Origin of the sequence: Pseudomonas sp. JDS08PS003 (genome assembly GCF_045013505.1) — a bacterium.
Taxonomy (GTDB): domain Bacteria; phylum Pseudomonadota; class Gammaproteobacteria; order Pseudomonadales; family Pseudomonadaceae; genus Aquipseudomonas; species Aquipseudomonas protegens_B.
The window spans coordinates 742940-763129 of record NZ_CP120724.1 but is presented as its reverse complement, the minus strand read 5'-3'; the positions used below and the strand labels follow the sequence as shown (position 1 = coordinate 763129).

Annotated in this window: 15 protein-coding genes and 2 tRNA genes; 4 read left to right on the top strand and 13 right to left on the bottom strand. The window is 59.9% G+C overall.

The window, feature by feature from the left end; translation table 11 throughout:
- Window positions 1–122 precede the first annotated feature (122 nt).
- The 8 genes from P7C00_RS03435 to rnr form a co-directional block, all read right to left on the bottom strand.
- Complete coding sequence (locus tag P7C00_RS03435) at window positions 123–2420, bottom strand: YgiQ family radical SAM protein (RefSeq protein ID WP_346634566.1); 2298 nt, start codon at window positions 2418–2420, stop codon at window positions 123–125.
- A gap of 156 nt (window positions 2421–2576) precedes the next feature.
- Window positions 2577–3974, bottom strand: coding sequence for a replicative DNA helicase (gene dnaB, locus P7C00_RS03430; RefSeq protein WP_025130480.1), 1398 nt, complete (start codon window positions 3972–3974; stop codon window positions 2577–2579).
- Between the two features lie 124 nt (window positions 3975–4098).
- Window positions 4099–4545 carry a 50S ribosomal protein L9 gene (gene rplI, locus P7C00_RS03425; RefSeq protein ID WP_020299422.1) on the bottom strand — a complete coding sequence of 149 codons (447 nt, stop codon included), beginning with the start codon at window positions 4543–4545 and terminating at the stop codon, window positions 4099–4101.
- 19 nt (window positions 4546–4564) lie between these two features.
- Entirely contained in the window at window positions 4565–5458 is an 894-nt protein-coding gene (locus P7C00_RS03420) for a hypothetical protein (protein ID WP_404938131.1), read from the bottom strand.
- 36 nt (window positions 5459–5494) lie between these two features.
- Window positions 5495–5725: a 30S ribosomal protein S18 gene (gene rpsR, locus P7C00_RS03415; protein ID WP_002551829.1), complete on the bottom strand. Its 231-nt coding sequence runs from the start codon at window positions 5723–5725 to the stop codon at window positions 5495–5497.
- Window positions 5726–5753: 28 nt separating this feature from the next.
- Window positions 5754–6179 carry a 30S ribosomal protein S6 gene (gene rpsF / locus P7C00_RS03410; RefSeq protein WP_020299424.1) on the bottom strand — a complete coding sequence of 142 codons (426 nt, stop codon included), beginning with the start codon at window positions 6177–6179 and terminating at the stop codon, window positions 5754–5756.
- A 248-nt stretch (window positions 6180–6427) separates the two neighbouring features.
- Complete coding sequence (rlmB, locus tag P7C00_RS03405) at window positions 6428–7195, bottom strand: 23S rRNA (guanosine(2251)-2'-O)-methyltransferase RlmB (protein WP_016964328.1); 768 nt, start codon at window positions 7193–7195, stop codon at window positions 6428–6430.
- Window positions 7192–9819: a ribonuclease R gene (gene rnr, locus P7C00_RS03400; RefSeq protein WP_346634564.1), complete on the bottom strand. Its 2628-nt coding sequence runs from the start codon at window positions 9817–9819 to the stop codon at window positions 7192–7194. Before rnr ends, rlmB begins: the two co-directional genes overlap by 4 nt.
- Window positions 9820–10045: 226 nt before the next feature.
- Between rnr and P7C00_RS03395 the strand changes: the two genes are divergently transcribed.
- The 4 genes from P7C00_RS03395 (at window position 10046) to P7C00_RS03380 (ending at window position 13160) form a co-directional block, all read left to right on the top strand.
- Window positions 10046–10132 (top strand) — tRNA-Leu (locus P7C00_RS03395).
- A 165-nt stretch (window positions 10133–10297) separates the two neighbouring features.
- Window positions 10298–10384: transfer RNA gene (locus P7C00_RS03390), tRNA-Leu, on the top strand.
- Window positions 10385–10569: 185 nt separating this feature from the next.
- A complete protein-coding gene (locus P7C00_RS03385) occupies window positions 10570–11595 on the top strand; it encodes an extracellular solute-binding protein (protein ID WP_346634563.1) in 1026 nt (341 codons plus the stop codon).
- Window positions 11595–13160: an iron ABC transporter permease gene (locus P7C00_RS03380; protein ID WP_346634562.1), complete on the top strand. Its 1566-nt coding sequence runs from the start codon at window positions 11595–11597 to the stop codon at window positions 13158–13160. The genes P7C00_RS03385 and P7C00_RS03380 overlap by 1 nt, the downstream gene beginning before the upstream one ends.
- 65 nt (window positions 13161–13225) lie before the next feature.
- On the opposite strand, the gene P7C00_RS03375 is transcribed toward P7C00_RS03380, so the two are convergent.
- The 5 genes from P7C00_RS03375 to hflK form a co-directional block, all read right to left on the bottom strand.
- Window positions 13226–15160 carry a methyl-accepting chemotaxis protein gene (locus P7C00_RS03375; protein WP_346634561.1) on the bottom strand — a complete coding sequence of 645 codons (1935 nt, stop codon included), beginning with the start codon at window positions 15158–15160 and terminating at the stop codon, window positions 13226–13228.
- A 139-nt stretch (window positions 15161–15299) separates the two neighbouring features.
- Window positions 15300–16592 carry an adenylosuccinate synthase gene (locus P7C00_RS03370; protein ID WP_011058943.1) on the bottom strand — a complete coding sequence of 431 codons (1293 nt, stop codon included), beginning with the start codon at window positions 16590–16592 and terminating at the stop codon, window positions 15300–15302.
- A gap of 54 nt (window positions 16593–16646) precedes the next feature.
- Window positions 16647–17834 carry an ATP phosphoribosyltransferase regulatory subunit gene (locus P7C00_RS03365; RefSeq protein ID WP_123723399.1) on the bottom strand — a complete coding sequence of 396 codons (1188 nt, stop codon included), beginning with the start codon at window positions 17832–17834 and terminating at the stop codon, window positions 16647–16649.
- 292 nt (window positions 17835–18126) lie between these two features.
- Window positions 18127–18996 (bottom strand): protease modulator HflC, encoded by an 870-nt coding sequence (gene hflC, locus P7C00_RS03360; RefSeq protein ID WP_011058941.1) that lies wholly within the window; start codon window positions 18994–18996, stop codon window positions 18127–18129.
- The gene (hflK, locus tag P7C00_RS03355; protein WP_123723398.1) at window positions 18996–20174 is read right to left on the bottom strand and encodes an FtsH protease activity modulator HflK; all 1179 of its coding nucleotides are present in this window, start codon (window positions 20172–20174) and stop codon (window positions 18996–18998) included. The genes hflC and hflK overlap by 1 nt, the downstream gene beginning before the upstream one ends.
- Between the last annotated feature and the right edge of the window lie 16 nt (window positions 20175–20190).

The window sequence follows — 20190 nt, the reverse complement described above, 5'->3', positions numbered from 1 at the left end:
CGGCTGCGTTCGCACTGTTAATGGAGCGCCAGCGCTGACAGCCGATCGCCAACAAGACCGGCTTGCGCCGCTATCGAGAGCCAAAGCAAAACGCCAGCTCCGAGGAGCTGGCGTTCTGTTGTCTAGCGCGGCACCACCGGCTTGCGGGTTGGCTTCTTGCCTTTGCCCTTGGCCGCATCGGCACGCTCCTTGGCAGCCTGCTTGTTGCGGGCGAAGGCAGCGGCCTTGGCCTGCTCACGCTTGTCCCAGGCATTGCCACCGTCACTGCCTCGCGGCGGCAAGCCGGTGTGCTGGGTAAGGATCTTGGTTTCCTTGGCCACCTTGTGGCTGCCGGCCGGTGTCGAGTTCTTGCGGCGGGCGCTCTGGTAGCTGTCGGTGGCCGGCTGATGGGTCGGAATCAGCTGGTTCTTGCCTGGGCCGATCAGATCACCACGGCCCATGCGCAGCAGGGCTTCGCGCAGCATCGGCCAGCCCTTCGGATCGTGATAGCGCAGGAACGCCTTGTGCAGGCGACGCTGCTCCTCGCTCTTGACGATGGTCACGCCGTCGCTCTTGTAGGTGACCTTGCGCAGCGGGTTCTTGCCCGAGTGGTACATGGCGGTGGCAGTAGCCATCGGCGACGGATAGAACGCCTGCACCTGGTCGGCGCGGAAGCCGTTGCCCTTGAGCCACAGGGCCAGGTTCATCATGTCTTCGTCGGTGGTCCCCGGGTGCGCGGCGATGAAGTACGGAATCAGGTACTGCTCCTTGCCCGCTTCCTTGGAGTACTTCTCGAACATCCGCTTGAACCGGTCATAGGTACCAATGCCCGGCTTCATCATCTGATTGAGCGGACCTTCCTCGGTGTGTTCCGGGGCAATCTTCAGGTAGCCACCCACGTGATGGGTCACCAGCTCCTTGACGTACTCCGGCGATTCCACCGCCAGGTCATAACGCAGGCCGGAGGCGATGAGGATCTTCTTCACCCCAGGCAGGGCGCGAGCACTGCGATACAGCTGGATCAACGACGAATGGTCGGTGTTCAGGTTCGGGCAGATGCCGGGGAACACGCAGGACGGCTTGCGGCACGCGGATTCGATTTCCGGGCTCTTGCAGGCGATGCGGTACATGTTCGCGGTCGGACCGCCAAGGTCGGAGATCACCCCGGTAAAGCCGGGAACCTTGTCGCGGATTTCTTCGATCTCGCGAATGATCGACTCTTCGGAACGGTTCTGGATGATCCGCCCTTCGTGCTCGGTGATGGAACAGAAGGTACAGCCACCGAAGCAGCCACGCATGATGTTCACCGAGAAGCGGATCATGTCGTAGGCCGGGATCTTTTCCTTGCCATAGGCCGGGTGCGGAATGCGCTGATAAGGCATGCCGAACACGTAGTCCATTTCCTCGGTGGTCATGGGAATGGGCGGCGGGTTGAACCACACATCCACTTCGCCATGCTTCTGCACCAGGGCACGGGCGTTGCCCGGGTTGGTTTCCAGGTGCAGCACGCGGTTGGCGTGAGCGTAGAGGACCGGGTCGTTGCGCACCTTCTCCATGGACGGCAGGCGGATCACGGTCTTGTCCCGGGTCATCCGCGGGCTGGCCAGGATCTGCACCACCTTGGCTTCGCTCGGATCTTCAACCGGCCCCTTCTCCTGCTCGATGGCGCAGGCCTGGGTGTCCTGGGTGTTGACGTAGGGGTTGATGATCTTGTCGATCTTGCCCGGACGGTCGATACGGGTGGAGTCCACTTCGTACCAGTCTTTGGGCGTGTCGCGGCGGATGAAGGCGGTGCCGCGCACGTCGGTAATGTCTTCGATCTTGTGGCCGTAGGACAGGCGCTGGGCAACTTCGACAATGGCTCGCTCGGCGTTGCCGTAGAGCAGGATATCGGCGCTGGCGTCGATCAGGATCGAGTTGCGCACCCGGTCCTGCCAGTAGTCGTAGTGGGCGATGCGACGCAGAGACGCCTCGATGCCGCCAAGGACGATTGGCACGTTCTTGTAGGCTTCCTTGCAACGCTGGCTGTAGACCAGGCTGGCACGGTCCGGACGCTTGCCCGCCAGGCCGCCCGGGGTGTAGGCGTCGTCGGAGCGGATCTTCTTGTCGGCGGTGTAGCGGTTGATCATCGAGTCCATGTTGCCGGCGGCGACACCGAAAAACAGGTTCGGCTCGCCGAGCTTCATGAAGTCGTCTTTGGATTGCCAGTTGGGCTGGGCGATGATCCCGACGCGAAAGCCCTGGGACTCCAGCAGCCGGCCGATGATCGCCATGCCGAACGACGGGTGATCGACATAGGCATCACCGGTGACGATGATGATGTCGCAGGAATCCCAGCCGAGCTGATCCATCTCCTCCCTGCTCATGGGCAGGAATGGTGCCGGCCCGAAACATTCGGCCCAGTACTTTGGATAGTCAAATAACGGCTTGGCTGCTTGCATGTCGATGACCGGTGTTGGCTTGGATAGGGACGCGTTGATTCACAGGGAAATTCGCGGGCGCGGAATATAGCACAAAAAATAACCAATTCCGACCGTAATGGTCGGAATTCGTTGTCACGTCACGCGACCTGTGGCCAACCACTATGGCTGGCGCCGTTATTCGTCGTCGTCGAAGTTGTAGCTGCCCGGAGCAAGGTTCTCGAAGCGGGTGTACTTGCCGATGAAGGCCAGGCGGATAAAGCCGATGGGGCCGTTCCGCTGCTTGCCGATGATGATCTCGGCAATGCCCTTGTGCTCGGTCTCGGGGTGATACACCTCGTCCCGGTACACGAACATGATCACGTCGGCATCCTGCTCGATCGCTCCGGATTCCCGCAAGTCGGAGTTCACCGGACGCTTGTTGGGGCGTTGCTCCAGGGAGCGGTTGAGCTGGGACAGAGCCACCACCGGGCAGTTGAATTCCTTGGCCAGGGCTTTCAGGGATCGGGAGATCTCGGAAATCTCGTTGGTCCGGTTGTCACCGCTAGAGCCCGGGATCTGCATCAGTTGCAGGTAGTCGATCATGATCAGGCCGATGTCGCCGTGCTCGCGCACCAGGCGCCGGGTCCGCGCACGCATTTCCGAGGGGCTGATGCCCGCGGTGTCGTCGATGAACAGCTTGCGGTCGTTGAGCAGGTTGACCGCCGAGGTCAGGCGCGGCCAGTCGTCATCTTCCAACTGACCGGAACGGACCTTGGTCTGATCGATGCGGCCCAGGGAGGACAGCATACGCATGATCAGCGATTCGCCTGGCATCTCCAGGGAGTACACCAGCACCGCCTTGTCGCTGCGCAGTACGGCGTTTTCCACCAGGTTCATGGCGAAGGTGGTCTTACCCATGGACGGACGGCCGGCGACGATGATCAAGTCGGCCGGTTGCAGGCCACTGGTCTTCTCGTCGAGGTCGGTGTAGCCGGTGGACAGGCCAGTGATGGCGTTGTCGGTGTTGAACAAGGTATCGATACGGTCGATGGCCTTGGTCAGCAACTCGTTGACCCCTACCGGGCCGCCAGTCTTGGGCCGCGCCTCGGCGATCTGGAAGATCTGCCGTTCGGCCTCATCGAGGATCTCTTCGGCGGTGCGGCCTTCAGGGTTGAAGGCGCTGTCAGCGATCTCGGTACTGATACCGATCAGCTGGCGCAGGGTCGCCCTTTGGCGAACGATCTGCGCATAGGCCTTGATGTTGGCCACCGACGGGGTGTTCTTCGCCAGCTCACCGAGGTAGCCCAGGCCACCGACCTGGGAGGTCTGCCCTTCCTTGTCCAGTTGCTCGGACAGGGTGACCACGTCGATCGGCATGTTCTGGTCGGCCAGCTTGGCGATGGCGCGGAAGATCAAACGGTGGTCATGCCGATAGAAATCGCCGTCGGACACTTGATCCAACACGCGTTCCCAGGCGTTGTTGTCCAGCATCAGACCACCGAGCACGGCCTGTTCGGCCTCGATGGAATGCGGCGGCACCTTCAGGGCAGCGGTTTGCAGATCGTATTGCTCGGGAGCGGAGATATCGTTCATGGCCACTTGGAATTCGGGGGGTGAAAAACAGGATCAGCAGAAAGACAAAGGGCACGACCTGTAAACAGGATCGTGCCCGATGTTAACCGTCAGCCACACAAGGTGCCAGACGATTTGGTACTGCTTAAGCAGCCACCACGACAACGCGTACGGTTGCTTCAACTTCAGCGTGCAGGTGCACGGCTACGTCGAATTCACCTACGTTGCGGATGGTGCCGTTCGGCAGACGAACTTCGCTTTTTGCAACTTCAACGCCGGAGGCGGTCAGTGCATCAGCGATGTCGTGGGTGCCGATCGAACCGAACAGCTTGCCTTCGTCACCGGCGGTGGCAGTGATGGTCACTTCCAGCTCGGCCAGTTGGGCAGCGCGGCTTTCAGCCGAAGCTTTACGGTCTGCAGCCAGTTTTTCCAGCTCAGCACGACGCTCTTCGAACGCAGCCAGGTTGGCAGCGGTAGCAGCGGTGGCTTTGCCGTAAGGCAGCAGGTAGTTACGGCCGTAACCAGCCTTAACGTTCACTTTGTCGCCCAGGTTGCCCAGGTTGGCGACTTTTTCCAGAAGGATCAGTTGCATGTGAAAATCCTCTTAACTTTTAACCTTCACCGTTCGCGCTATCGGCGTCTTTCGGCGCCAAACGACCGCGAAAATCAACCAGACTGTCGACAATGGCCAGGACCACGAGCAACGGATAGATCAGCTGCATGAATGGCAACAGCGTGACGTACAACCCCACCAGCCAGAATCTGGCCAGTCGCCCTTGCGCCACCAGCCCGTGAATCAGGGCCAGCCCGGCAAAAACCAGCGGGACACTGCACATCGGCGTGAGCATGGCCAGTTGAGGTCCGAAGTTCGGCCCCACCAACATGCACGCCAGCAGTAACATCGCTGGCCCAAGAGGGATTCTGATGGCGCGAAACTCGCGACCAAAACCACCCGGGTTATACAACACAGCCTGCCAGTAACGCCCAAGAATCAGGCTCAGCACGCTGATGGCTTGCAACAAGGCCGCTATCAGGCCGGTCAGGATCGGTGCAATCAGCGTGGCAAGACGAGCTCGCTCTTCAACCGATAACTGCTGGTAGACCTCACCCAAGGCCATCGGCAGGATTTTTATCAATTCCTGCGACAACGCTTCGATCTGAGGGCGGAAAGCCGCACCCAGGACTCCAGCAAACACCAATCCCATCGCTATGCTGACCAGCAGCACGCGGCTCCAGGACTCGCTTGCGCGCAAAACCAACGCAAGACTCGAAGACCCCACCAGCACCAGAAATGCTCGCGGGTCATCGAACGCCAGCCACCAGAACAAAGCCGGCAGCACTCCCAGAGCGAGGACACCAAGGGCATCCTTCAACCCGCGCCGCAGAAGCACCAGGCTCCCCGCGGCAGCACCCAACCAATACAACAACGGCAATGCCGAACAGCCAGCCACTACCAGAGTGGCCTGCATACGACCGCGCATGATGAACTCAGCTAAGGCGCGCATGCATTCAATCCCTTACTACTTGTCGACTGCCCGGTCTCAGCGGCCGTGGCTGTCGGTGTAGGCCAGCAGGGCCAGGAAGCGGGCGCGCTTGATAGCGGTGGCCAGCTGACGCTGATAACGAGCTTTGGTACCGGTGATGCGGCTTGGAACGATTTTGCCGGTCTCGGATACGTAGGCTTTCAGAGTGTTGAGATCTTTGTAATCGATCTCTTTCACGTCTTCAGCGGTGAAGCGGCAGAATTTACGACGACGGAAGAAACGTGCCATGTAATTGGCTCCTTAAAAGGTCCGTGGATTACTCGTCAGCGTTATCGCTGGCGTCGCTGTTATCGCTGTCATCGCCATCGGCGCTGTCAGAATGCTCAGGACGGTCACGACGCTCACGGCGCTCACTGCGGTTTTCTTCAGCCTTGAGCATCTCGGATTGGCCGGTAACGGCTTCTTCGCGACGGATGACCAGGTTACGGATCACAGCATCGTTGTAACGGAAGTTGTCTTCCAGCTCAGCCAAGGCTTTGCCAGTGCACTCAACGTTCAGCATCACGTAGTGAGCCTTGTGAACATTGTTGATTGCGTAGGCCAGTTGACGACGGCCCCAGTCTTCCAGACGGTGGATTTTGCCGCCGTCTTCTTCGATCAGCTTGGTGTAACGCTCAACCATGCCGCCGACTTGCTCGCTTTGATCCGGGTGGACCAAAAAGATGATTTCGTAATGACGCATGAATGCTCCTTACGGGTTGTAGCCTGCCGCCTATAAGCGGTCAGACAAGGAGTGAATGACACTTGTGTGTCTTGCCACAGATAGGCACATATGCGCCTGCCGTCACGGCAAGGGGCGCAATTGTAGAGAAGGGGGAACAGCGGCGCAAGGCAATTGGTGATTATTTGAACAATCATCTGCAGGAGCCAACGAGCCGGCGATGGACGGCTGGGCGTGGTTCGCCAGCAAGCCGGCTCCTACGGGATAGATCAGGCTTTCTTGGCGACGGCCTTGGCTTTTGCACCGCGCTGGCGCATGGCCTCGAACAGGCAGACGCCTGTGGCCACGGAGACGTTGAGACTGCTGACACTGCCAGCCATTGGCAGACGCACCAGATAGTCACAGTGCTCGCGAGTCAGACGGCGCATGCCCTTGCCTTCGGCCCCCATGATGATGATGGTCGGGCCTGTCAGATCCTGATCGTACAACTCCTGCTCAGCCTCGCCGGCGGTACCGACGATCCACAGGCCGCGCTGCTGAAGTTTTTCCAGGGTCCGCGCCAGGTTGGTCACAGCCACCAGCGGAATCACTTCCGCAGCGCCGCAAGCCACTTTGCGCACGGTCGGGGTCAGAGTGGCCGACTTGTCCTTGGGCACCAGCACTGCCAGGGCACCCGCCGCATCGGCAGTACGCAGGCAGGCGCCAAGGTTGTGCGGATCGGTCACGCCATCCAACACCAGCAACAGTGGCGCGCCTTCGGTGCGATCCAGTAGCTCGTCGAGCATGGCCTCGCCCCACACCTGGCTTGGGCTGACTTCCGCCACCACCCCCTGGTGCACGCCTTCAACCCAGGCGTCCATCTCACGACGCTCGGCCTGGCCGACTGAAACGCGATTCTGCGCTGCCAGATCCACCAACACCTGAACCCGTGGATCACTGCGCCCTTCAGCCAACCAGATCTGCTTGACCCGCTTGGGATGGTGACGCAGCAACGCTTCTACAGCATGCACGCCGTAGATCTTTTCCAACTGACTCATGACTTGGCCTTAGGTTTGCGCGCCCCGCCGCTTTTCGCGCCGGAAGCGGAGCCCGCCTTAGGCGGACCCTTACGATGTTTGCTCGGTTTGGCTGGCCTGTCGCTGTCTCTGGCCGGAGCCGATTTGCCGGACTTTCCCCCAGACGCCGCTTTACCACCGCCCTTGGCTCCCGCCAGCAGCGCCTGTTTCATTTCACGACTTTTGCGTACTTCGGCGTTTTTTGCCGCTGCGTCGCTGGGACGGTAAGCCTCGACAGCCTTCTCCTTGGCAGAGCTGCGACGCCCCGCCTTCGCTGGAGCCGGCTCTTCGACTGCCTTGCTTGCCGGTACGTCCGCAGCACCTCGCTTTTTGCGACCAATCGGTGCAGCGATGGTCTTTTCCGCCATCTCGAAATCGATCTTGCGCTCGTCCAGATCGACGCGCATGACCCGCACTTCCACAGTGTCACCCAAGCGAAAGCTGCGACCGGTGCGCTCGCCCGCCAGGCGGTGATGCACAGGGTCGAAGTGGTAGTAGTCGCCTGGCAGCGCGGTGACATGCACCAGGCCTTCGACGTAGATATCGGTGAGTTCGACGAACAGACCAAAACCGGTGACCGCCGTGATCACTCCTGGGAAGGATTCGCCGACGCGATCCTTCATGAACTCGCACTTGAGCCAGTTCACCACGTCACGAGTGGCTTCGTCGGCACGACGCTCGCTCATCGAGCACTGCTCGCCGAGCTGCTCGAGGATAGCCTCGTCGTAGGGATAGATACGCGCTTTCGGAATACTCATCGCTCCAGCGCGACGCACGTGTGGCGTGTCTTGCTTGGAGTGGATGACACTGCGGATGGCCCGGTGGGTCAACAGGTCCGGATAACGACGGATCGGCGAAGTGAAGTGGGTATAGGCTTCGTAATTCAGGCCGAAGTGACCCTGGTTATCAGCGCTGTACACCGCCTGGCTCAGGGAGCGCAGCATCACGGTCTGGATCAGGTGGTAATCCGGACGGTCCTTGATGGTTTCCAGCAGCGCCTGATAGTCCTTCGGCGTCGGACCATCCTTGCCTTTATGCAGGGACAGGCCCAGCTCGCCAAGGAAGGCGCGCAGTTTCTCCAGACGCTCCGGCGGCGGACCGTCGTGCACCCGATACAAGGCAGGAATCTCGTGCTTCTTGAGGAACTCGGCGGTAGCCACGTTGGCCGCCAGCATGCATTCCTCGATCAGTTTGTGAGCATCGTTGCGCGTGGTTGGACGAATTTCGGCGATCTTGCGCTCGGAACCGAAGATGATCCGGGTTTCCTGAGTTTCGAAGTCGATGGCGCCACGGGTATGGCGAGCACCGAGCAGGACCTTGTACAGCGCATACAGTTGCTTCAGATGCGGTACGACATCCGCGTACTCACCGCGCAACTGCTTGGCCTCGGTGGTTTTCGGCTGCTCGAGCATGGCGCTGACCTTGTTGTAGGTCAGTCGCGCCTTGGAGTGGATCACCGCTTCATAGAACTGGTAGTCGGTCATTTCGCCGGACTTGGAGATGGTCATCTCACAAACCATGGCCAGACGATCGACTTTCGGGTTCAGCGAGCACAGGCCATTGGAAAGTTGCTCAGGCAGCATCGGGATAACCCGCTCGGGGAAATACACCGAGTTGCCACGCACCTGGGCTTCTGCATCCAGGGCCGAACCGATCTTCACGTAGCTGGAGACGTCGGCAATGGCCACGTACAGTTTCCAGCCACCGCCGAACAGGCGCAGCTTTCCGGGCTTGGCTTCGCAGAACACTGCGTCGTCGAAGTCGCGAGCATCTTCACCGTCGATGGTGACGAAAGGCAGATCACGCAGATCGATGCGTTTCTCTTTGTCCTTCTCCTCCACTTCCGGCTTGAGCTTGGCCGCTTCCTTGAGCACAGCCTCGGGCCAGACATGAGGAATATCATAGGTGCGCAGGGCAACGTCGATTTCCATGCCCGGCGCCATGTAATTGCCTACGACCTCAACCACGTCGCCTTGTGGCTGGAAGCGCGGCGTCGGCCAGTGAGTGATTTTCACTTCAACAAACTGACCGACCTTGGCATTGGCATTGCGCCCCGGGGTCACCAGCACTTCTTGCTGGATCTTCGGGTTATCCGCTACCACAAAGCCAATACCGCCTTCTTCAAAGTAACGACCCACGATACTTTCATGGGCACGGGATACCACTTCGACGATCACCCCTTCGCGACGACCACGACGATCCAGGCCGGAAACCCGGGCCAAGGCACGGTCGCCATCGAATACCAGGCGCATTTGCGCCGGGCTCATGAACAGGTCATCACTGCCATCATCCGGCACCAGAAAGCCGAAGCCGTCGCGGTGGCCGCTGATACGACCAAGGATCAGGTCAAGCTTGTCCACCGGCGCATAAGTGCCACGGCGGGTATAGATCAGTTGAGCATCGCGCTCCATGGCGCGTAGGCGGCGGCGCAGGGCTTCCAGTTGGTCCTCTGTGGTCAGACCGAACTCTTCTACCAACTGCTCGCGACTAGCAGGCGAACCCCGATCAGCAAGGTGCTGGAGGATGAGTTCGCGGCTAGGAATAGGGTTTTCGTATTTTTCCGCTTCACGAGCGGCCTCGGGATCGAGGGACTGCCAATCGGCCATTAGATAAATTTCACCTTGTCTATATGCGGGTTAGTTTGGCATACGCGTATTGAAACGGGAAATTTCAGGCTCAGACAACGCTGGAAAAATCTTCATCGCCACCTCAGAAACATCCTCACGCCTGCCACCGGAGACTTTTTTCGAACTTTTTTGAAATCTGGGGTTTACAGCTTAAAAGAGCCTCCGTATAGTGCGCGCCATCGACGACGGAGACGTCAGCGATACTGCCCAGATGGTGAAATTGGTAGACACGCCAGCTTCAGGTGCTGGTGACCGCAAGGTCGTGGAAGTTCGAGTCTTCTTCTGGGCACCAATTCAAGAGCTTGAGATTAGATCAGTTTCAAGGCTCAAACAAAAACCCGCGAAAGCGGGTTTTTGCATTCTAAGTGTTTGATTTAATAAAACCAAAACAGGGGTTTACAGATCAAAACACGGTCCGTATAGTGCGCTCCATCGACACGGCGACAACGTCGATATTGCCCAGATGGTGAAATTGGTAGACACGCCAGCTTCAGGTGCTGGTGACCGCAAGGTCGTGGAAGTTCGAGTCTTCTTCTGGGCACCAATTCAAGCTTGAGAGCATCGCTTTCAAGTCTCTCAAAAACCCGCGAAAGCGGGTTTTTGCGTTTCTGCCTTCAGGTATTTCCTCACTTCATCAACCCGCCGCCTTACCCGCAAAGCGCACATGAGAAACGATATCGTTTATGATTGTTACAAGTTTTTGCGGCACTACAGTGAGGAAACCTGCGAATGATGTTCAGAAATACCCTCCTTCCAACATCCCTTCTGCGTGGCTTGACCATCACTTTGCTAGGACTGACCCTGGCATCTCCACTCTCCCAGGCAGCCGATCCGGTTTCCCTGACCCTGTATAACGGCCAGCACAAGGAAGTCGGCGACGCCGTCGCCAAGGCTTTCGAAGCCAAGACCGGCATTCACGTCAACGTGCGCAAGGGCAGCAGCAATCAGCTGGCCAGCCAGGTCGTCGAAGAAGGCGATCGCTCCCCCGCCGACGTGATCTACACCGAAGAGTCCCCGCCCCTGAACAAACTGGGCGAACAAGGTCTGCTAGCCCAGACCGATGCCGCAACCCTGGCCGTCCTGCCCAAGGAATACGTGGCCGGCAACGGCACCTGGATCGGCATCACTGCGCGAGTGCGGGTGGTGGCTTTCAACCCGAAGCTGATCGACGAGAAAGACCTCCCCAAGTCGGTGATGGAATTTTCCCAGCCACAATGGCAAGGCAAGGTCGGCTTCGTACCGACCAGCGGCGCGTTTCAGGAACAGGCCGTGGCCATCATCAAATTGCACGGCATGGATGCAGCCGAAGAGTGGCTGACCGGCCTGCGGGCATTCGGCAAGGTCTATAGCAATAACATGGTAGCCCTCAAGGCCGTGGAAAACGGCGAAGTGGCCACCGTCCTGGTGAACAATTACTACTGGTTTGCCCTGCAACGGGAAAAAGGTCAGCTGGACTCGAAACTGCACTATTTCACCGGCGGCGACGTCGGCGGCCTGATCACTGTATCCAGCGCCGCAGTGCTCAAGTCCAGCAAGCACCCGAAAGAAGCTCAGCAATTCCTTGCCTACATGGCCAGTGAAGAAGGTCAGCGGGTGATCACCCAGACCACCGCCGAGTACCCACTGCATAAAGGCATGGAATCGGATCGCGGCCTCAAGCCATTCAGTGAATTGCAGGCTCCGAAAGTCACCCCGGCCGATCTCGGTAATGCCGAGGAAGCACTAGACCTGGAACGCGACGTCGGCCTGAACTGATGAATCCGCCACTCTGCGCCCCCGCCTCGCGCACGCTTTATGTGCCGAGGCGCAAGCGGCCCTCGATCTGGCTGCTGCTGCCGGTATTGTTACTGGTTTGCCTGAGCCTGCTGCCGCTGTTGTATGTCGGGCTCAAGGCCTGGCAGGCCGGCTGGGCCGAAGCCCTGCACCTGCTGTGGCGCCCTTATGTATTCCGCCTGCTGAGCAACACCCTGCTACTGATGCTGGGAGTAACCATCGCCTGCGCAGTGATTGGCCTATCCCTGGCCTGGCTACTGGAACGCAGCGATCTGCCAGGGCGACGGATCTGGGGCGTGGTGCTATGCCTGCCCTTCGCCGTACCGGCCTTCGTCAGCAGCTTCACCTGGGTGTCCCTGAGTGCCGGATTCGAAGGGCTGGGCGGTGCGATCCTGGTGATGACCCTATCCAAGTACCCCCTGGTGTTCCTGCCGGTGGCAGCCACCCTGCGCAATCTGGATCCCTCCCTCGAAGAGTCCGCACGTACCCTTGGGCAAAATCGCTGGGGCGTGTTCTTCAAGATCACCCTGCCCCTGCTCTGGCCATCGTTGCTGGCGGGATCTCTGTTGATTGCCCTGCACATGCTGGTGGAATTCGGCGCCCTGTCGATCATCGGCCTGCAGACCTTCACCACGGCGATCTATCAGCAATTCGAGCTGGAGTTCAGCAATGCCAACGCAGCCATGCTCTCGGCAGTGCTGCTGGCGCTATGCCTGATACTGCTGGGACTGGAGCTGCGAGTTCGCGGCAAGGGGCGCCACGTACGCACCGGCCAAGGCGCAGCGCGACATGCAGATCAGGTACGCCTGGGACGCTGGTCCGCAGGCGGGCAGATCTACTGCCTGCTACTGGCCTTGATTGGCAGCGGCGTTCCCCTGGGAATGCTTGCCTACTGGCTGGCCGTAGGCTCATCGGCCGCTTTCCCGGTCGCCGCCATCAGCGAAGCACTGCTTTCCTCCCTGGCACTATCCCTGGGCGGTGCCGCCCTGTGCCTGGTGCTGGCGGTTCCTGTGGGACTGCTGGTGGTGCGCTACAAGGGACGACTGGCCATCTGGGCCGAGCGTCTGCCCTACCTGTTACATGCCCTACCGGGCTTGGTGATCGCCCTGACGCTGGTGTACTTCGCCCTGCACTATGTACCGGTGCTGTATCAAACCTCGGCGCTGTTGCTGATCGCCTATGCCTTGCTGTTCCTACCCCTGGCACAGGCGCCGATCCGCACCGCCCTGAACAAGGCCGCACCGCAACTGGAAGAAGCGGCAAGAACCTTGGGAGCATCGTCGTTCAGCGCTTTTTGCCGGGTGACTTTACCGATCATCTTTCCAGCGCTGGGCGCGGCCTTCGCCCTGGTATTTCTGGATGCGATGAAAGAGCTGACTGCTACTTTGCTGCTCAGCCCGACCGGGTTGAACACCCTGGCCACAGAGGTCTGGGCCCATACGGCGAATGTGGAGTTTGCGGCCGCAGCACCTTATGCGGCACTGCTGATTCTGGTGTCGGGGCTGCCGGTGTATCTACTGACGACACGGATGTATTTGAATCGCTGAGAAGACCTTCGCCGGCAAGCCGACTCCTACAGAACGCTCGTAGGAGCCGGCTTGCCGGCAAAGCATCAGGCGCGGAACTGCCCGAGGCTAGCCTTGAGCTGCGCCGCCAGACTGTCCAGCACCTTGCCGCTGGCAGTGGTCTCAACCACAGCCTGAGCCGCTCGCTCGGCCTGAGCATGAATGGTTTCCACCCGCCCCCGCACCGCTTGCGCGCCCTGAGCCTGATGCGCTGCAGCCTGGGTGGCCAGACCGATAGCCGCATGCACCTGCTCTACCGAGGACTGCACCGATTGCTGCAACCGCGCACTGTCGCGCAGCACCAGCAAACCCTCGCTGGCCTGACGCCCGGCCTGACCAATGGCCGCAACCGCTTCTCGAGCACCTTGCTGCAAAGCACCGATATGCGCCTGGATATCGCCAGTGGAGCTTTGCGTCTTGCTGGCCAGGGCTCGCACCTCATCCGCCACCACGGCAAAACCACGACCGGTTTCACCGGCTCGCGCCGCCTCAATCGCCGCGTTCAGCGCCAGTAGGTTGGTCTGCTCGGCAATACCATGGATCACCGTCAACACCACCTCGATCTGCTCACTCTGCTGAGCCAGCCGCTCAATCACCTTGGCCCCGGTATCCACCTGCCCCGCCAAGGCCTCGATCAGACTGCCGACCTGCTCCGAGGTACGAGTATTCTCGTCAGTGGCCTGGCGGATCTCCACCACCTGCCGCAGCGCTGCTTGCATTGCCTGGCTTTCCGCCTGAGCCTCATCGGCCATCTGCGACAGCGCCCGCAAGCTTTCGGCCACTTCGTCACGCTGCGCCTCGGCCGCTGCATCCGCCCCGGCATTGCGCAGGCTCATGGCCCCGATCTCCACACCGGTGCGCTGCGCCACATCGCCCGCCTCACGCACAATGGGTTGCAACTTATCCACAAAGCGGTTTACCGCCGAGGCCATATCACCGATCTCATCATTGCTGTTGAGGGGCACGCGCTTGGTCAGATCCCCTTCGCCCGCGGCCAGATCATTGAGCGCCGTGATCAACAGATGCAGCTTGTTCACCACTCGCCGCCCAAGCACCACCGCCAACAACAGCAGTAGAGCCAACCCCACCAGCGCCAGGCCGACACCGATCTGCCAGCGCAAGGTGGCCGCAGCCTCCTGCACCGTGCTTGCGGTATTGGCCTGCATCTGCGCGGCAGTGGCCTGAGCCGACTGCAAGCGCGAGCGCATGGCCGCCGAACTGTCGGCGGAGGCACCCTTGAGACTGTCGCCAACCAACTGGTCACTGCTGGCGATCAATGCCCCGAAACGCTGATCCAAAGCAGCGATATCTGCCTCTACCGAGGCCGTGGAAACCCCCATCAGCACCTTGCCGATTTCCACTCCATTAGGATTGATCGACGCCTCAAGGTAGTAGACAGAAGGATCGTTCTTGGCCGCATCCAGAACCTTGTCCAAGGCCCGATCGCCCTTGCCCTTTTCCAACAGGGCCTTGTTGATCGGATTCTCACGATTCAGATAGCGAGTCAGATGCTCACCCGCCGCATCGTCATAGACCACGAACAGTACGTTGGGATTACGCTGGGCACGCCGTGCGAACTCGGACAGAGTCGGCACATCACTGTCCCACATGGCACGAGGCGCCACAGAAGCCAGCAACTGGGCCATGTCATTGGCGGAGTCCTTGAGGTCCTTCTCCAGCGCGGCACGCAGCTGGACCTGCTCTTCCTTTAGACGCGAAGACAACCCCGCCGTCAGACGCTGACGCGTACTGCTGGACAGGCTTTCCAGACTGGAAGTGACTTCCTTGCCCGCTTGCTCGAGCTCGCCAGACAACTTCTGGCTATCGACACCCAAACGCGCAGCCAGATCGGCCTCAAGGGCCGTCACTGTGCTCCGAGTCAGGGCAACAGCGAGCAACACTTGCACCAAAAGGGCGATACCGAGAGTAACGAACACAGGCCGCAGTAAACGGCTTTGTAACAGTGAGAGAACGGCCGACACAGGAAATCCCTCTACTTTTGACGCCATTATTCTGATGGCACTCTAGAAGCGAATTTCACAGCAAGGGTCGTGCCGCACGGCAGACAGAAACGACAAAGGGCCCGATCAAGGGCCCTTTGGTTTTTACATCAACAACTTATCAAGCGAACGGATGACGCAGAACGATGGTTTCGTTGCGGTCCGGACCTGTCGAAATAATGTCGATCGGCGCGCCGACCAGCTCTTCGATGCGCTTGATATAGGCCTGGGCGGCGGCAGGCAGCTCTTCCAGGGTCTTGGCACCCAAGGTCGATTCGCTCCAGCCCGGCATCTGCTCATACACCGGCTCAAGGCCGATGTAGCTGTCGGCATCGGTCGGTGCGTCGATGACTGCACCATCCTGGTTCTTGTAGCCAACACAGATATTGATGGTTTCCAGGCCGTCCAGTACGTCCAGCTTGGTCAGGCACAGGCCCGAGATGCTGTTGACGTCGATGGCGCGACGCAGGATTACGGCATCGAACCAGCCGCAACGACGGGCCCGGCCAGTGGTGGCACCGAACTCGTGACCGCGCTTGGCCAGGAATGCACCGATATCGTCGAACAGTTCAGTCGGGAACGGACCCGAGCCCACGCGAGTGGTGTAGGCCTTGGTGATACCCAGGATGTAGTCCAGGTACATCGGACCCACGCCCGAACCGGTGGCGATGCCGCCCGCGGTGGTGTTGGAGCTGGTGACGTACGGGTAGGTACCGTGGTCGATGTCCAGCAGCGAACCCTGGGCGCCTTCGAACATGATGTCCTTGCCAGCGCGACGCAGCTGGTGCAGTTCGGCAGTCACGTCGAGCATCATCGGCTTGAGCAGCTCGGCGTATTCCATGCACTCGTCCAGAGTCTTCTGGAAGTCGATGGCCGGCTCTTTGTAGTAATTGACCAGCACGAAGTTGTGGTAGTCCAGCAACTCGCCCAGCTTGGCGGCGAAACGCTCACGGTGGAACAGATCACCGATGCGCAGGCCACGACGTGCAACCTTGTCTTCGTAAGCCGGGCCGATACCGCGACCGGTAGTACCGATCTTCTGCTCGCCACGGGCCTTCTCGCGGGCCTGGTCCAGGGCTACGTGATAGGACAGGATCAGCGGGCAGGAAGGGCTGATACGCAGGCGCTCACGCACCGGTACGCCTTTCTCTTCCAGCTTGACGATTTCACGCATCAAGGCATCCGGTGCCACCACCACGCCGTTACCGATCAGGCACTGCACGCCTTCGCGCAGCACGCCGGACGGAATCAGGTGCAGGACGGTCTTCTCACCGTCGATCACCAGGGTGTGGCCAGCGTTGTGACCACCTTGGTAGCGCACTACGGCGGCGGCATGTTCGGTCAGCAGATCAACGATCTTGCCTTTGCCCTCATCACCCCATTGGGTGCCCAGGACTACGACATTCTTACCCATAACACTTGTCCTCATTCGCGCAAACTTGGTGCCGGCAGCCGCCGGCAGGAAAACTCAAGAAGCCAGCGGCAAAACTTGCCAAAGCCCATTCTGCTGAATCAATTGCCGGTCGCAGTCCGCTTCACGGGCGGCGGCCAAAGGTTGCCCAGGCAGAGCCTGAACGACACGCTGACCCTCACTGCGCAACTGGCAGACGGTCTGCCAGAGTGCCGCGTCAGTGCTGTCAGGCATCCAGATACCGCCAGACGGTAGCTCGACCTCAGCACGCCCCAGGGTCACCAGGGTTTTCAAATCGGTAGAAAAACCGGTCGCTGGACGGGCACGCCCAAAATCGGCTCCGATGTCATCGTAACGGCCACCCTGAGCAATCGATTGACCCACGCCCGGTACAAACACTGCGAACACCACACCCGTGTGGTAGTGATAGCCCCGCAGCTCGCCCAGGTCGAAGTACAGCGGCAAATCAGGGAAACGCACCGACAAGCGCTCGGCGATCGTCAGCAATTCATCCAGAGCCAGCAGCACCGAGGTCGGTGCACCCGCCAGGCGACGGCGGGCATCGCCCAGTACTTCGCGGCTGCCACACAACTCCACCAGGGAGCGCAGCATGTCCGCCAGGTCGGCTGGCAAGCCCTCGGTCAGGCTGATGACTTCATCGATCGCCTTGCGCTGCAGGGCGTCGAACAATTGTTGCTCTACGGCGCCGGACAGGCCGGCAGCCTGGGCCAGGCCACGGTAGATGCCTACGTGCCCCAGATCCATGTGCACATCCGGCACATCGGCCAACTGCAGCATGGCCAGCATCAGGCTGATGACCTCAACGTCGCTGCTCGGGCTGGCGTCGCCGTACAACTCGGCGCCCAACTGGATCGGGCTGCGCGAAGACGACAAGGCCCGCGGCTGAGCATGCAGCACACTGCCGGCATAGCACAGGCGGCTCGGCCCTTCACGGCGCAAGGTGTGAGCATCGATTCGCGCCACTTGTGGCGTGATGTCGGCACGGAACCCCATCTGCCGACCCGACTGCGGGTCGATGACCTTGAAGGTACGCAGGTCCAGGTCCTGGCCAGCGCCTGTCAGCAGGGATTCCAGGTATTCGATATGGGGAGTAACGACAAATTCGTAACCCCAACTCTGAAACAGATCCAACACCTGACGACGCGCCACTTCAATGCGCGCCGCTTCCGGCGGCAATACTTCTTCGATGCCATCTGGCAGCAGCCAGCGGTCTACCGTTGCCATTACGCCATTCCCCTATGGTCCGGGCGGCAAGCCTGGGGCCAGCCTTAGAGTGAAGCAGAAAACAGTCGCATCCGACGCGAGCTCAGCCGGACAGGCAGCCAGAAATCAGCTGTACAGACTATTTTCCTCGAAAAATCTTGCCGAGCTCTTGAACGAGCCGCGGCCAATCAAAGATGCAGACGCAAAAAAGCCGGGAATTTCCCGGCTGCCGCATCATACACCCGTTTTCCCAAAGGATCACCCCGCGAGGCATTTTAGCCGCCCGGCGGGGTGCCCCAGGATCAGGGCCGGATCAAGGCTTGGACTTTTCCAGGTAATGGAAAAAGTCACTGCTTGGGTCCAGAACCATGACGTCGGATTTGTTCGCAAAGCTTTCACGGTAGGCACGCAGGCTACGGTAGAACGCATAGAACTCCTGGTCCTGGCCATAGGCCTTGGCGTAGATCGCCGCCGCCTGAGCATCACCGTCACCGCGCGCCTCTTCAGACTCACGATAGGCTTCGGCCAGCAGCACGCGACGCTGACGATCAGCGTCAGCACGAATACCTTCGGCCAACTCGTTACCCTTGGCACGATGCTCGCGAGCCTCACGCTCACGCTCGGTACTCATCCGCTCGAACACGCTGCGGTTCACTTCCTTCGGCAGATCGATGGCCTTGACCCGGACATCGACCACTTCGATACCCAGCTCCTTTTCCGCCATCTTGTTCAGCGAAGCCGTGATATCCGCCATCAGCGCATCACGCTCACCGGAAACCACTTCATGCAGGGTGCGCTTACCAAACTGGTCACGCAGGCCCGATTCCAGACGACGGGAAAGACGCTCGTCGGCAATTTGCTTGAGACCGGAAGTCGCGGTGTAGAAGCGCTCGGCATCCTTCACTCGCCACTTGGCGTAGGCATCCACCATTACGGCTTTCTTTTCCAGGGTCAGGAAGCGCTGTGTCGGTGCATCCAGGGTCATCAGGCGCGCATCAAACTTACGCACCTGGTTCACGTAGGGCACTTTCACATGCAGACCAGGCTGGACATCAGCCTGAACCACGCGACCGAACTGCAGCAACACCGCGCGCTCGGTCTGAGCGACGATGTAGAAGCTGTTCCAGGCAACCACCGCCACGACAACGCCCACGATCAGGGCGATCAGCGATTTATTGCTCATCAGCGACTCTCCCTAGAACGCGTCTGCTGCTGTTGCTGCATGTGATCAGCAGCGGCGCGCGCATTCGCTTCATTGCTGGTCGCAGACGCCGAGCCCGTTGCCGGAACACCACCGCTACGACCACTGTCGATCATCTTGTCCAGAGGCAGGTAGAGCAGGTTGTTCTGCCCACCTTTGCTGCCGGTCACCAGCACCTTGCTGGTATTGCTGAAGACTTCCTGCATGGTATCCAGGTACAGGCGCTGACGAGTCACTTCAGGAGCCTTGCGGTACTCGGCAACCAGCTTGGTAAAGCGATCAGCCTCACCCTTGGCCCGCGATACCACTTCGTCGCGATAACCATTGGCATCTTCGAGGATGCGCTGAGCCTGACCACGAGCCTCCGGCACAACACCGTTGGCATAGGTTTCAGCCTGGTTGCGCGAACGCTGTTCGTCTTCACGAGCACGGATCACGTCGTCGAAGGCTTCCTGTACTTCACGCGGTGCGGCTGCACTCTGTACGTTCACCTGAGTCACGGTGATACCGGTGCGGTAGTTGTCGAGGAAGCGTTGCAGCCGCTCCTTGATCTCACTGGCCATCAATTCACGACCTTCGGTCAGCACCTGGTCCATGGCGGTGGAACCCACCACGTGGCGCAGAGCACTGTCGGTCGCATGCTGCAGGCTGATTTCCGGCTGATCAACGTTCAGCACGAAGTCCTGCAGGTTGCTGATCTTGTACTGCACGGTCAGTGGCACTTCGACGATGTTCTCGTCCTCGGTGAGCATCTGCCCCTGCTTGGTGTAGGCACGCTCACGCGTGACGTTTTCCATGTACTTGCGATCGATCGGCGGGAAGTAGATGTTCAGACCCGGGCCAACGGTCTCGTAGTATTTGCCGAAGCGCAGCACCACGGCTTGCTCCTGCTCATCGACTACATATACCGCGCTGTACAGCCACACGGCCGCCAGCACGACAAGACCAATACCCAGCAAGCCGAAACCACCGCCCTTGCCGGAGCTACCGCCGTCATCACCACGTTTCTTACCACCACCGAACAACCCATTCAGGCTTTCCTGCAGCTTACGGAAGGCCTCGTCGAGATCTGGTGGCCCCTTGCGATCGCCATTATTGCGGCGCTTACCACCCCAAGGGTCCTGATTATTCGAGTTGCCACCCGGCTCATTCCAAGCCATAGCGCTCTCCATCTGA